Annotated in this window: 8 protein-coding genes, 1 tRNA gene and 1 rRNA gene; 3 read left to right on the top strand and 7 right to left on the bottom strand. The window is 50.9% G+C overall.

From position 1 onward, the window contains the following. The first annotated feature begins 115 nt into the window (after nt 1-115). Both rrf and R1T41_RS09360 read left to right on the top strand, forming a co-directional pair. A 5S ribosomal RNA gene (gene rrf, locus R1T41_RS09355) occupies nt 116-230 on the top strand. Nucleotides 231-336: 106 nt separating this feature from the next. Beyond that, nucleotides 337-413 (top strand) — tRNA-Met (locus R1T41_RS09360). A gap of 527 nt (nt 414-940) precedes the next feature. Here R1T41_RS09360 and R1T41_RS09365 read toward each other — a convergent pair. The 5 genes from R1T41_RS09365 to R1T41_RS09385 form a co-directional block, all read right to left on the bottom strand. Beyond that, nucleotides 941-2,086 (bottom strand): amidohydrolase family protein, encoded by a 1,146-nt coding sequence (locus tag R1T41_RS09365; protein WP_317341363.1) that lies wholly within the window; start codon nt 2,084-2,086, stop codon nt 941-943. 280 nt (nt 2,087-2,366) lie between these two features. Then, nucleotides 2,367-3,050, bottom strand: a complete 684-nt coding sequence (locus R1T41_RS09370) for an isoprenylcysteine carboxylmethyltransferase family protein (RefSeq protein ID WP_317341364.1) — start codon at nt 3,048-3,050, stop codon at nt 2,367-2,369. Nucleotides 3,051-4,086: 1,036 nt separating this feature from the next. Further along, a complete protein-coding gene (locus R1T41_RS09375; protein ID WP_062953147.1) occupies nt 4,087-4,485 on the bottom strand; it encodes a VOC family protein in 399 nt (132 codons plus the stop codon). An 852-nt stretch (nt 4,486-5,337) separates the two neighbouring features. Then, nucleotides 5,338-6,198, bottom strand: a complete 861-nt coding sequence (locus R1T41_RS09380; RefSeq protein WP_317341365.1) for a hypothetical protein — start codon at nt 6,196-6,198, stop codon at nt 5,338-5,340. Between the two features lie 144 nt (nt 6,199-6,342). Next, nucleotides 6,343-7,992: an RNA-directed DNA polymerase gene (locus R1T41_RS09385; RefSeq protein WP_317341366.1), complete on the bottom strand. Its 1,650-nt coding sequence runs from the start codon at nt 7,990-7,992 to the stop codon at nt 6,343-6,345. Nucleotides 7,993-8,130: 138 nt separating this feature from the next. On the opposite strand from R1T41_RS09385, the gene R1T41_RS09390 reads away from it, so the two are divergent. Beyond that, a protein-coding gene (locus R1T41_RS09390; protein ID WP_317336890.1) for an IS3 family transposase occupies nt 8,131-9,263 on the top strand; the annotation gives its coding sequence in 2 pieces (ribosomal slippage) (nt 8,131-8,380 and nt 8,380-9,263; 1,134 coding nt in all). Between the two features lie 157 nt (nt 9,264-9,420). Here the strand turns inward: R1T41_RS09390 and R1T41_RS09395 are convergent. Beyond that, a complete protein-coding gene (locus tag R1T41_RS09395) occupies nt 9,421-11,289 on the bottom strand; it encodes an ATP-binding protein (RefSeq protein WP_317341367.1) in 1,869 nt (622 codons plus the stop codon). A gap of 242 nt (nt 11,290-11,531) precedes the next feature. Continuing rightward, the gene (gene katG / locus R1T41_RS09400; protein ID WP_247794290.1) at nt 11,532-13,718 is read right to left on the bottom strand and encodes a catalase/peroxidase HPI; all 2,187 of its coding nucleotides are present in this window, start codon (nt 13,716-13,718) and stop codon (nt 11,532-11,534) included. Nucleotides 13,719-13,877: the final 159 nt, after the last annotated feature.

Consider the following 13,877-nt stretch of genomic DNA (forward strand, 5'->3'; position numbering starts at 1 on the left):
TTGCTAATTGACTAATTCTGACTTCTTGCGCAGCGGTAAAACCCGCCAAGCAAAATACAAAACAACCAATATCGCACCTAAATCACATTCCGATCTCTTCGCTGTGTTTCGACGGCCCGGTGGCCATAGCGGCCGGGAACCACCTGATCCCATCCCGAACTCAGAAGTGAAACCTGCCTGCGCCGATGGTACTTTGTCTTAAGGCACGGGAGAGTAGGTCACCGCCGGGCCTTCTAAACACAGCTTCATATTCCCTAATCACACAAAACATCCAACGCCGCCTCACATCATGATGCGGCGTTATCTATTTAACCCACCGGTTAAAATACACCCTGACGCGGGGTGGAGCAGCCCGGTAGCTCGTCAGGCTCATAACCTGAAGGTCGTAGGTTCAAATCCTGCCCCCGCAACCAAACGATCAAACCCCGCCATTGGCGGGGTTTTGTCGTTTTAGTCTTGGGTCAGAATTAGAACCTGTGATCTTCCTGCGTTATGGGCCTGTGCTCATAACTTGAAGGCTGAGACTGTGAAGAAATCGCTCCAGTGGAGCGATTTTAAGCCGAAGGTTGAGCACGGGCGATAGCCCGCGCGCAGGCTGCGTAGGTTCAAATCCTGCCCCCGCAACCAACTTTAAAAAAGCTCGCCCTCGTGGCGGGCTTTTTTTAATGGTCGCTTGCCGGGGGCATGTGGATTGGAACCCGCAACAGGCCAAGCCTGTTGCCAGGTTCTTTGCGCAGGCCAAAGGCCGGAGCTGAGCGAGCAGCGCGAGCGCTAATCCTGCCCCCGAAACTAATAAAAAGACCCTGTCACCAAAGGCGACAGGGTTTTTTCTTGCCTGCTGGAACAGTATTGGGCGTACGCCAGCAACGCATTTCGCGTATTTCGTCCTGCGCAGTCTGGGCGCGTAGGCTATCCGCCCGTGGTGGCACGGGCGGATGGATCAGACCTTTATGCCGAACAGTTTTTCCGCATTTCGGAACGCAATTTTTTCCTTGGCTTCACGTGGCAGATCGACTGCGCGAAACCAGTCGGTGCCCTGCTTCATGTCTGCAAACGGATAATCGGTTCCAAACATCACGCGGTCCACGCTGATGTATCTCAGCAAAAGATGAAGCAGTTCATCCTGGAAAAATGCGCTGGTCGTGTACCAGAAATTGTCATTGAAATACTGGCCGATAGGCTTGTTTAGTGAGCGCTCGGTCGTATCGCCCAAATCCCCGACGATACGCTCGTAGTAGAACGGAAGGCCTTCTCCCATGTGGCCGATGATCATCTGCAGTTTGGGGAATCTGTCGAACACCCCGGTCATGATCAGTCGGAGGCATTGCGTAAGCACTTCCTGATGCCAACCATATCCTGAACCACTGAGAATATAGTCCTGATACTCGTCATTATATCCCGGTTGCATGATGCGGTAGTAAATGTCGAAGACTTCCTTGGGCGGGAAGCCCGGATGCAGGTATATCGGCACACCCAATGCCTCGGCACGTGCCAGAAGGGGCTCGAAATCGGGGTGGTCGAGAAACTTTTTGCCAATGAAGCCATTGGTCATGGCGCCGACAAAGCCATCTTCGCGAACGGCGCGTTCCAGTTCGTCCGCTGATGCCGACGGGTCCTGTAGCGGCAGGGTCGCATAGGCCCGGAACCGCCCCGGATAGGTGACCATCGGGCCCGTGGCAATCATCCTGTTGAGGCGATAGGCAAAATCGATGCCTTCCTGACCCGCGAGATCCTGTACGCCCGGCGTATGTGCGGAGAGGATCTGAACATTGATCCCCGCCTGATCCATGGCCCCGATGCGGCCTGGGCCGAGTTCGGCAAGACCGGTTTCCTTGAGGTATTCCACGTGATCATCGTTAATCGCGTTCAGCGCGATCAGTTCGTCGGTGGTATAGGTTTCCTCGGTGGCGATAAAGGGCAGGTCCTGGTCTCGCAACGCGATGATCGAAGACGTCTCTGTCGCGGCCGCGCGGGTGATAATGGCGGGGGCTGCCAATCCGGCACCAACACCAAGTGCCGCCGCGCCACCCAGAAAGCTGCGGCGTCCGATTGTGAGGCTATGTTGGGGTTTTTCGGTCGGTTTCATGTCAATTTCTAATCCGCTATTGTTGTGGTGAGCAGTTCGGGTATTGCTTTCGTCATCATGTTGGCGTGAAGGGGGTATGCCCGACCGTGTGCACCCAGACATCGGATCAGCGGGCAAAAGAGATGCTCCTTCGGGGGATTGGCACAGATCGCAAGGCCGCAAGGTGGGATACAGGGCGGGATAAAAGACAGGACATCTATCCGCCGCGATCAGCCACTCAGCCGCCCGGTCGCTTCGGGCCAAACAGGCTAAACCGGGACACCCTGTTGAGGTTCGACAGCTAGGGCAGATGGATCAACGGTGTCAGCCATCCCTCATCCTGCATCAGCTTGATGCCTTCAAATATCGGTCCGGCAACCAGAAACCACATCGCATCGCGTGTTGTGGTTAAAAACAGTGCCGGTTTGCACAGCAGGTTTTCCTCATCCCGCCAGCGAAACCAGGTCGGGCGAAAGCGCGGTACGGTATTCTGATAGCGCCGGAATGCCTTGCCAAAACGTTCCGAGAGCAATGCTTCCTCGTGCGCGACAACATTGCGAAACACCATCCAGCACAGGCCGGCAAACAAACAGCCCAGCACGATACTGCCGGTCTGTGCGCCGACACCGAAGGCGCCGATCATGTTGAAAACATAAAGCGGATTTCGGCAGCTGGAATAAGGCCCGGTGGTGACAAGCTCTGTTTTCTTGCGCCCGCCGATATAAAGGGAGCACCAGCCACGCCCGAAGATGCAGACGCCAATCGCAAACAGCCCGGTGGCTTCGATCATGTCGTGAAGCTCGCTCTGGCGCTCCGCCATCGCCCGGCTTCCGGCAACAAGAACCAGAAGCACGACAACGCCAATGCGAAGAACACGTTTTCGTCGGCGCTGTATGGTGCGCAGAGCCGCGCCATCGGGGAGCACCCCCGGCGTCTGGTCTGATGGGTCTTTACGGGCGGAACGGAGTTCGGCCGAACGCGACATGAAATTCACTCCTGCAGGATCAAGCCACAGAAGTCATATCGTCAGGGGTTGGTTCTGGCGTCCGATACTGCATATCCGGTCGTTCGGATGGCCCTCCCGGACATATGGCCGCCGACCATATGCCTGGGTGGGGTGCCTGCGCCCTTTCCGGCGGCATATAAAATTTCTCGAAAAAGTTCTTGATTTGTTCTTTTATTTGTGGCATAAAAGAAAAGTCAACGGGGGAAAACCGCCCGGACCGAAACCCGCGAGGCCTTGAGCCTCGCGGGTTTTTGCGTTTGGGGCTGGATGAAAAAGGTGATCAGGATGCAGCGGCAAAGATACGGACACAGACAGGGGCAGTGCAGCGGGGTGCTCCGCAGGATATGGATCGGCGGATGGCGGAGCCATTATGGCGGCATTCTGCCCCAAGACTAAAGAGGACGAAGGGGACTAGCCCGATCATTTGTCATGACGGGAGAGGTGCGTCTTGTTGGGGAGGGATAAGTTAAATCTGCCGGGAGCGGCAGGAATGGCAGCAGCGGGCAGCAGTGATCTGTGACCCGCCGATGGTGGACCGGTGGGGGCCGTACGCCCGAAGTGTGTCCGGACCTCGGCGGTTAGCGGAAAGTGTCGCCGTTGCCGAAAGTGACCGGAGCGGGTCGTGGGCCCGGAGACCGTCAGTTCGCGAGGTTTGCGAAGGCCCGAGGTGTGTCCGGGCTTCATCGGTTGCCGGAAATGTCGACGTTGCCGAAGTGACCGGAGCGGGTGGCGGGCCCGAGATGGCCTGTTTGGCGAGACTGGTGGAGGCACGAGATTTGTCCGGGGTTCGCGTGTTGCCGGAAATGTCTTCATGGCCGCAAGGTACCAGAGCGGGTCGTGGCCGAGGCGGCCTGTCTGCACCTCGCAGGCGAGGATGCCAAAGCCCGAGGTTCGTCCGGACTTCCCTGATTGCGGGAAGTCCGGTTTTGGCTGAGCTGTTCTGCCGTTGCATCCATCGTCGCCAGGCTGCTTGTGCTGCCCGGAAGTTATTCGGATTTCGGGGCCATTGCCATTTCTATCGTGTAGCGAAGCGCTTTTTGGCGGCTTCCGTTTCCGGCATGTAAATCGAGACTGCGTTTCCTTCCGGATCGCGGAATTGAAATGTCTTGTTGCCCCACGGCATCGTCTTCAGGTCGTGCACTAGTTGCACTTTGTCCTTCAGGCGCTCGAATTCCGCATCGACATCCTCAACCTGAATCTCCAGATAGGCCGTCCGATTGGCTCCCGGCTCACCACTTCCTTCTTTCCAAAGTGCTACAGTTTCAGATGCGCCGATTGCAAGCGTTGCACCAGGTCCCACAAGCTCAGCGAAGACTGGAGCAAGCCACTCCGCCTTGCGGCCCAAGATCATTTCGTAAAACGCGACCATTTGCTTGATATCGGCTGCGATGAAGCGGATTGATGCGAGTTTCATTTTGTTTCCGTTCCTAAGGTATCGTCGTGTTGGCGTCCAATAGACCATTGTCGCACAGCCCTGTTGCCACCTGTATGGCAACAGGAGTCAACAGCAATGCGCCCAGTGGCCTTGCGGGTTTTTGCGTTTGGGGCCGGATCAAAGAGGTGATCAGGATGCAGCGGCAAAGATACGGACATAGACACGGGCAGGGCAGCGGGGCACTCCGCAGGATACGGGGCGGCGGATGGCGGAGCCATTACGGCGGCATTCTGCCCCAGGATTAAAGGGACTAAGGGGACGAACCCGGTCATTTGTCATGACGGGAGAGGTGCGTCTTGTTGAGGAGGAAGCGTTAAATCTGCCGGGAGTGGCAGCGATGGCAGCAGCGGGTGGCATTGAGCGTGGCCCGCCGATGGTGGACCGATGGGGGCCGTACGCCCGAAGTGTGTCCGGACCTCGGCGGATAGCGGAAAGTGCCGCCATTGCCGAAAGTGACCGGAACGGGTCGTGGGCCCGGAGACCGTCAGTTGGCGAGGATGGCACACGCCCGAGGTGTGTCTGGGCTACATCGGTTACCGACAATTCGGTTTTGGGTGACGTGATTTGCTGTCGCATCGATTATCACTTGGTGGAGGCTCGAATTTCGAGGTCGTGGCTTAGCGGGAGAGTGTCATTGGTCATGGCACCAATGCCGTGGTGTCAGTCTCAGACTTACGCCAGCTTCGCAAAGGGCCTGTGTTCTTGCTGTGTTCTGTGCCTGTGATCATAACCTTACGGTTTCGAGGAGCGATGCGTTTGATGGGGGGCATAAAACTTCGGAAAATACATCAACTTTGGTGTTGTACTACAAATTTGGAGGTGCGGGGAACTTTACTCTATCTTGCTGGTATTCCCCGCAGCGCCCAGTCCCTCAAGAGGGTAGAACATCTCATGAGTCGTACTGTCTATTTGTGGGATAATAACTTTTTCATATTCGAATAACTCTCTGCCGTTTAAATAAAGTTTCCCGTCTGCTTTACTTGGCCAGTGGACACCAAATTCGATAGTTCGGAGGAAAGGATAAATTTTCAAAAGTTGAGGTGCTCCACCGATCACCCCCTTGAGGGTGCCATACCGATCAGTAAAATTAGGTTTCTGAAGCATGTCGCAAAGAGCAGAAAATGGCTCCATGTTAAGACACTCTGCCGTTTGAAATTCAATAGTGTTCTTTAGATGGTCAAAATAATGATAGCGGAGATCACCGATCATTCCAAACTGCGTTGCACGGTTTAAGCTTCTACTGCGTCCTTTTGGAAAACGTGATTTAGAAGCAACATACTCTCCTTTGCCGGCATCATACCGAATGTTACTAATTATTGGTCTCTGTAGACGCCACGAAAAGCTTCCGATTAGAAATGATGTTTCTTTAAGTTCGGATTGTAAGTCTATCGGGTTCATATAAGATTTAAGAAATTTATTTGTCAGGCTGGCAAACCTATTAGGAAGCTCTGATCCATCAAGAGAGCGGTCTAGATTTTTCTTGTAGTGTCGAACATAAGAAATGAATTGATTGATAATTGGATAAGCAAGAAGTGTACTTCCACAAAAACCGATCGCGGCATCTTCTCGAGGTAGAGGGAAGACTTTTTGACAAACATCAATATTTCCTCCGCCACTAAGACGACTATCAGAGCAAAAAACTAATTCAGAGTAGTTTGATAACTTTCTTTCCCAAGCAATAGTAATTGTCATTGTTGCCTCTGTCATTTATTTGAGGGGTTAAAATTAAGTGTTTATATTCGGAGGGATAGTCTGAAGTTTGGACACGTCTAATAATCAACGCGGCGGATCAAGGGGCTGAAGCAACAATCCTCACAACAGAAGGATATGGTAGCGCTATTCTTCCGGAGGATTTGCCCGTAGATTTGTAAAACCATAAAAATTCATGTCCTCCGCATCGCGGAGACGCAGTTTCTTCCATATATCTAATAAACTTGGACGATTACTTGGCAAGCGGTAGCGTTTGTTTGCTATGTAAAACGAGATATTCTTTTGCTTTAGCACTCCGAAGAAAAAATCGTTGTCTACGAAGTTTGTCGGGGTGCCACTAAGCCAACCTTTTAAGTCCGCTTCATATGCCAATAGCCACATGTCGGACTTTAGGCTGTCCGCGGTCATGTAAGTTTTCCAGAGGTTGACATTTAAGTATTGAGCTAAACCTAGTGATTGGAGGTGAAGCGCAACTATCGCACAGATCGAATTTTCAAGGTTGCTAACTAGCTCGCACGATCTTTTACTGAGAGAGATATTCAGGCTTACGGCTAAATATAATACCCAAGAAACCTCGAAGTGATGTCCTCTCGGTGAATGTATTGCAATAGTATCTTCAATTAGTTTTGCACATCTGGCGACGTTGATTGGATAGTGAGCTTCACTGTAAGCCGAAAGAATTTGAACAACTACAGGTATAGATGCCGTCTGCTGGCGAGAGGTTTTTAGTAGAAATGTTTCAAAAGTGGGCCAGGTGCTTTTTTGTATTTTTTTACTTCGAATTGATTTAACTGCCCATAAAACAATATGTTCGTGAGGATGTTGCTGCTGCAAATGAAATGCATTAGTGAAAAACTCGAAAAGCTCAGGTTTTTTTGGTTTAGGGGCCATTCGAGATAAGATTGAAGTGAGCTCTTGAACCCAAACAGAGCGATATACGCTGTCGGTAGAAATTGTTTTCGTTTTTTCTGCGTTTAGCTCTAATTCGAAAGTGCGGTATGAGTTATCTAGGTGATTGATGGCTTTCTCTGCTGCACCAAGGCTATCGAACCCTATAAACCAATCGTCAACATTCCGGATCGCTCTAGCATTTTTTAATGCATTACTTTTCTGGATATTCTGGTCTACAGATGATGCAATTATCTCTGAAAGAATACGGGAAGTATCTGGCCCTATTGGAATACCTAAGGTTTGATTGTCCTGTCCCTTACGAACAGCAATATCTAATTGATTGCCTAGGGAACTTGCGAGTGCTGGACTGTTGATGTTCACCTTGGACCACTGTTTACCGTGCAATGCCCATGCGAGGGTATGTGTATACAAGGTTCCATAGAAACGAGAAACGTCACTTACAAGAGCAAAATTGTATTCAGCGCTTATTTCTAATCTGTGCTGCTCAATTGATTGAAAGTCAGGAGTATCGACGGCTCTACCACCGGTGCTCCTTATTTCTAACTTGGAAGCGGAGTACTGTGATTTAATAAGGTGATTCCGAATCTTGATCCAGTTATTCGCAATGAGCTCAGATAAATAAGTTTGAGAAATGGGGTTCACAACCCGAAGATGTCTGCGTCCGAACTGACCTTTCGGTATAGAGAAAGTTCCTGGAACTGTTTTAGGTGTTTGGCTAAGCGTCTTTGACCATGACCTAAGAATGCTTGATCTATATTTTCCCAAATCCTGTGTATTGAACGGAAGAGGAAGTTCACTAGGAAAGTAGCCTTGCTGGAGCAGTGATCTTAGTCTGGTGGATTTGGATATGAAGCTGAACCACATTTTATTTTTGCCACCTAAGATGGTGATGTCTATAAGTGGTTATTGCAAGTTTAAATAAGATAATTCGTATTTAATGACTGAATAGCCCCTGGAATTGTAGACACCCGATAGCCTATAAATTGAGGCAAGGAGTTTACGATGCCCAAGAGTCATTTTACCGATGAGTTCAAGATTGATGCCGTTCGCCAGATTACCGAACGAGGCTACTCAGTAGCGGAAGTTTCTGCACGTCTCGGTGTCAGCACACATTCCCTGTATGTGTGGAGGAAGAAGTTCAGCAAGTCCCCTGATGCGATTGCTGAAGCTGATCAACAATCATCCGAGATACGCCGCCTGAAGCAAGAACTCGCCCGGATCACCGAGGAGCGCGATATTCTAAAAAAGGCAACCGCGTACTTCGCCAGGGATGCAAAATGAGGTACGCGTTTATTGACCAGCATCGCCGGGTCTATTCGGTCCGCACCATGTGCCGGTGTTTGCAGGTTCATCCCAGTGGCTTTTATGCCTGGCAGAAGAAACCACACAGCGCCCGGTTTCTGGAAGACCAAAGGCAGACCGCGCTTGTTCGCCAGATATGGGAAGATAGCGGTCAGGTATATGGCTACCGCAAGATCCATGATGATCTGATGGATATGGGAGAGCGTTGCAGCCCGAACCGTGTGGCCCGACTGGCCCGCAATGCAGGCATACGCGCGCGGATCGGTTACAAGAAGCGTCCCGGCAAATATGGCGGCAAACCGGCTGTCGTCGCTGACAACAAACTGGATCGGCAGTTTGATACCGCCAGACCAAATACCGCTTGGGTGACCGATATCACCTATATCAAGACACAGGAAGGATTTGCGTATCTTGCCGTCGTCATTGACCTTTATTCCCGCATGGTGGTTGGCTGGGCATTGAAGCAGCGACAAGATACAAATGTTGTTCTGCAAGCATTGCTGATGGCCGTCTGGCGGCGAAAGCCAAAGAACAGGGTACTGATCCATTCTGATCAGGGTTCCCAATATACCAGCATCGACTGGGCCGCTTTCCTTCGTCAGCACGATCTGGAACATAGTATGAGCCGCCGCGGAAACTGTTATGACAATGCTGTTGCCGAAAGTTTCTTTAACTTGCTTAAACGCGAACGCATCCGCCGCAGGGTTTATAAATCACGGGATGAGGCACGTCAGGACGTCTTCGACTACATAGAAATGTTCTATAACCCGAAGCGCAAACATAGTACCAATGGGATGTTGTCACCCGTCGAATTCGAAAGACGACAAATCTGATCAATCCGGGTGTCTACAATTCCAGGGGCTATTCAGACCTCTATAAGAAAACACCCTCAGCCTCACGGCCGAGGGTGTTTCTCGTTCAGAGCCCAAAAGCTCCAATCCAAACCATTTCAAACGCGTAACCTCTCAGGAGAGATCAAGCTGATCCGATTTAAGCTTCGTGATCTGTGGAATATTTCTTCATTCCCTCTCGAAGAATCTCGAGGAAAGTATGATTTCGAACTTGAGCATCAGCAACGATGGCATCAAAAGATAAAAGGAATATTGGGGTTGGAACCTCGGTGCCATTTGGTCTAGGCGTAGAAAATTCTTGATAATAAACTTTTCCTTTAGAGAATAGCGGTGTCCACTTAAGTTGTCGCAACCTGGTTTCCAAGGTGCTTTCGATGTGAATTACCGAGTAATACCAAATTCGCTGAATATTATCGCAATGTATTGCAAGTTTTTCTGCTCTATCTAGGAGCTGATTAATTGCAAAAAGTGTCTCTTTTTCGTCGCTCGTTTTTCTTTTGATTTCAACGATTACGACATCGACAGCAAGTGATTTATCTGGGTCTGCAGAGAAAATCATCGCAATATCTGGGCGGCCATCTCCTCCCAAACTCTCATCGTCTAAGCGTATAGCGCTAATTACAGCGTCCATACGAGCTTCGCTCAAAATAGTGCTATATGACATAAACTTGTCATCAAGTAGCCAAGCATTATTTTGATAGATGTGGGAGCTAAATTCTGTCTGTTCGAATTGTTTGTAGCGAGGCACGATGAGGTTATGAATATCGGCCTCTGGATCAGCCTCATTTACCTCGTTCATCCTGCGGATGATTTTATCTCGATATAAAATATATTCGGTAAGTGACCGCGAGGATAGTTCTAAAGATTTTTCGAATATAGCGTCATCTAGATGTTCGCTCTGCAGAACTTTCTTTTGATCTTTAAAAAAGCTTTGTTGAGCGGCATTCAATGATTCGTCTCTTTCAATCAATCCAACTGTTGTTTCTTCAAAATACCCTAGCAAGTGAGGGAATGTTTCCTCAAACTGTTGCTTGGTTTCTTTATTTTTTTCTGCGATTTCTGGGATTTCTCTTGCCAAGATGTCTCCGATTTCTCGGCGAAGTACACCATTGAAGAATGTTTCATTAATACCTTCCGGCAAGATGAGCTTTTGGCGTGATGTATCGCTCTTGGCTTTGAAAAATTCAGACTCAAAAATGAAGACTATTGACTGTCCTGCAGGGATCGATTTTTGGTTAATCAAATTGGCCGGAATAGTTCGACCATCAATGTTGAAGGCGATAAGGTGCTTCGGCTTCCCCATTGACTCTCGAATATGATACCGAACTTTTATGTTGCTTAAGAGATCAAATTGGGAGCCATTTATTTCAATTTCTTTCATTTCAGGTAAGTCAGATGCTGTTATCGATTCTGACCTAGAAAAGAAATCCTTCTGATTATTTGTATCTTCTGTTTCTAAGGATATTGAAATTTCGAAATCGACAGATTTTCTTTTGAGAGCGAGCAGCGACGGAAGAAAATGATCAATGATCTCTAGCTTTAGAGCTGATGGCTTCAGATCATCGTAAGAATGTACACGTTCCTTTCTAAACCCTGTGAAAACTAATATGCTTCCCGAGTTGGCAGTTTCAGGAGCTTCCTTTGGCGGAGCTTTCCCATCAAATAAGCTGTCAAAGGTAAATATTCTTCTCTTATCACTCCAGAAGCTATCAATATTAACTTTTTCAAAATAATCGAGAAATAGTAACCGCCCGATCCCTTTGTGGAACTCGTCTCTAGGTTTCAGTAATGTTTTAAACCGGTTGAAGTTTTCATCGGTGAAGCCTCTTCCATTGTCCGTAATCGTAATTTGCAAAGAAGAAGGATTATCAAAAGATGAAATTTTTAAATCTATGGAAATTATGGTTGCATCTGCATCCAAGGCATTGGCAATCGCTTCAAAATATACCATGAGAAGTGAGGGATTTGGAAAGAACAGCTTTATTGCGTTTGATGCTTCAATATCCACGAAAAACTGCTCCGTCCAAAATTTGATTATATCTAAGTTAGAGGATGCAACAGACTCTATCCTAGAAATAGCATGCAATTATGCAAAATAACATGTTGCCAAGCTGTTGTCTTCGCTCATCTTTCTTGCTTGTGATGATGAGGGAGCTGTTTACAAAAAACACCCCCAGCCTCACGACCGGGGGTGTTCCTCGTTCAGAGCCCGCAAGCTCCAATCCAGATCATCTCAAAGGCAGGCTGCCCTTACGCGGCGAGGTCAAACCGGTCCGCGTTCATCACCTTGGTCCAGGCCGCGACGAAGTCCTTGACGAACTTCTCGTGGTTGTCGTCCTGGGCGTAGACTTCGGCATAGGCGCGCAGGATGGCGTTTGAGCCAAAGACGAGGTCAACGCGGGTCGCGGTCCATTTGGTCTGGCCGGTTTTGCGATCAACGATGTTGTAAAGGTTGTCGCCTGCCGGTTTCCAGCTATAGGCCATGTCGGTCAGATTGACGAAGAAGTCGGTCGTCAGTTTGCCGACACGGTCGGTAAAGACGCCGTGCTTGGTGCCGCCATGATTGGTGCCAAGAACGCGCATGCCACCGACCAGTGCGGTCATTTCCGGTGCGGTCAGGCCCATGAGCTGGGTACGGTCCAGCATCATTTCTTCGGGCGAGACCACATAATCGTCTTTCAGCCAGTTGCGATAGCCATCGGCCAGTGGTTCGAGCGGCTCGAAGCTTGCGGCATCGGTCATTTCGGCCGTCGCGTCACCCCGGCCCGGTGCGAACGGGACGGTGATGTTGACGCCGGCATCCTTCGCGGCCTTTTCAACGGCTGCCGTGCCACCGAGCACGATCAGATCGGCGAGGCTGACTTTCTTGGCAAGGCCGGCCTGAATGCCTTCAAGGGTTTTGAGAACCTTGGCAAGGCGTTCGGGCTCGTTCCCGGCCCAGTCCTTTTGCGGGGCCAGACGGATGCGTGCCCCATTGGCACCGCCACGCATGTCCGAACCGCGATAGGTTCGCGCACTGTCCCAAGCGGTGTTGATCAGTTCGGCACTGGTCAGGCCGGATGACAGCAGTTTGGACTTGAGATCGGCGATTTCGGCGTCCGAGAGGGTGTAATCGACGCTTGGGATCGGGTCCTGCCAGATCAGGTCTTCCTTGGGCACGTCCGGGCCGACATAGCGGACTTTCGGGCCCATGTCGCGATGGGTCAGTTTGAACCATGCGCGGGCAAAGGTTTCGGAGAAATATTCCGGGTCCTTCATGAATTTCTGGCAGATGGCGTTATAGGTCGGGTCGACCTTCATCGCCATATCGGCATCGGTCATGATCGGTTTGCAGCGGATCGAGGGATCCTCGACATCGACCGGCATGTCTTCTTCCTTGATGTCGGTCGGTTCCCACTGCCATGCGCCCGCCGGGCTTTTCTTCAGCTCCCACTCGTGGCCAAACAGCATATCGAACCAGCCCATATCCCATTTGGTCGGGTTGGTGGTCCATGCACCTTCGATGCCCGAAACCATGGTATCGCGGCCAATGCCACGGCCATTGGTCTTCATCCAGCCGATGCCCTGATATTCGACGTCGGCGGCTTCTGGTTCGGGGCTGAGATCAGACGGCGAACCATTGCCGTGCGATTTGCCGATGGTGTGACCGCCTGCGGTCAGGGCTGCTGTTTCCTCGTCATCCATTGCCATGCGGGCGAAGGTTTCGCGGACCTGGGCGGCGGTTTTCATTGGGTCAGGCTGCCCGTTCACGCCTTCCGGGTTCACATAGATCAGGCCCATCTGAACAGCCGCCAGCGGGTTTTGCATGGTGTCGGGGCGGGTGATGTCCTCATAACGGCTGTCGCTTGGTGCCAGCCATTCCTTTTCCGCACCCCAATAGGTGTCCTTTTCCGGGTGCCAGACATCTTCGCGGCCAAAGGCGAAGCCATAGGTTTTAAGACCGGCGACTTCATAGGCAATCGTGCCGGCCAGGATCATCAGATCGGCCCAGGAGATTTTGTTGCCATATTTGCGCTTGATCGGCCAGAGCAGACGGCGGCCCTTGTCGGTGTTGACGTTGTCAGGCCAGGAGTTGAGCGGTGCGAAACGCTGGTTGCCGGTACCGCCGCCACCACGGCCATCGGCCAGACGGTAGGAGCCGGCGGAATGCCATGCGACACGGGCGAACATGCCAACATAGCTTCCCCAGTCGGCGGGCCACCATTCCTGGCTTTCATTCATCAGCGCGCGAAGGTCGTTTTTAAGGCCTTCGACGTCGAGCTTTTTGAGTTCTTCGCGGTAGTTGAAGTCCTTGCCCAGCGGATTGGTTTTCATGTCGTGCTGATGCAGGATGTCGAAGTTAAGCGCGTTTGGCCACCAATCCATAACCGTGGTGCCCAGTGCGGTCATACCGCCATGCATGACCGGGCATTTCCCTGCTGTCTGTTTTCCGTCCATTTCTCTCTCCCGTAATGGCTGGCTATTCCTGTTTTCCTGATCCGGTCAGGTTTTACCCAAAGCGATATTTGCGGATTGCGGCATGATGGGGCATCCCCAATTCGCGGTCTTGTATCGACTTCTGGTTTCTCTCTCCCGCCCGGTCGTGAGCCGGTCATA

This window comes from Thalassospira lucentensis, assembly GCF_032921865.1.
Taxonomy (GTDB): domain Bacteria; phylum Pseudomonadota; class Alphaproteobacteria; order Rhodospirillales; family Thalassospiraceae; genus Thalassospira; species Thalassospira lucentensis_A.

Excerpts from the sequence above, each read along its gene's own strand:
- R1T41_RS09365 (WP_317341363.1), bottom strand. The coding sequence starts at position 2,086 with ATGAAACCGACCGAAAAACCCCAACATAGCCTCACAATCGGACGCCGC.
- R1T41_RS09370 (WP_317341364.1), bottom strand. The coding sequence starts at position 3,050 with ATGTCGCGTTCGGCCGAACTCCGTTCCGCCCGTAAAGACCCATCAGAC.
- R1T41_RS09375 (WP_062953147.1), bottom strand. The coding sequence starts at position 4,485 with ATGAAACTCGCATCAATCCGCTTCATCGCAGCCGATATCAAGCAAATG.
- R1T41_RS09380 (WP_317341365.1), bottom strand. The coding sequence starts at position 6,198 with ATGACAATTACTATTGCTTGGGAAAGAAAGTTATCAAACTACTCTGAA.
- R1T41_RS09385 (WP_317341366.1), bottom strand. The coding sequence starts at position 7,992 with ATGTGGTTCAGCTTCATATCCAAATCCACCAGACTAAGATCACTGCTC.
- katG (WP_247794290.1), bottom strand. The coding sequence starts at position 13,718 with ATGGACGGAAAACAGACAGCAGGGAAATGCCCGGTCATGCATGGCGGT.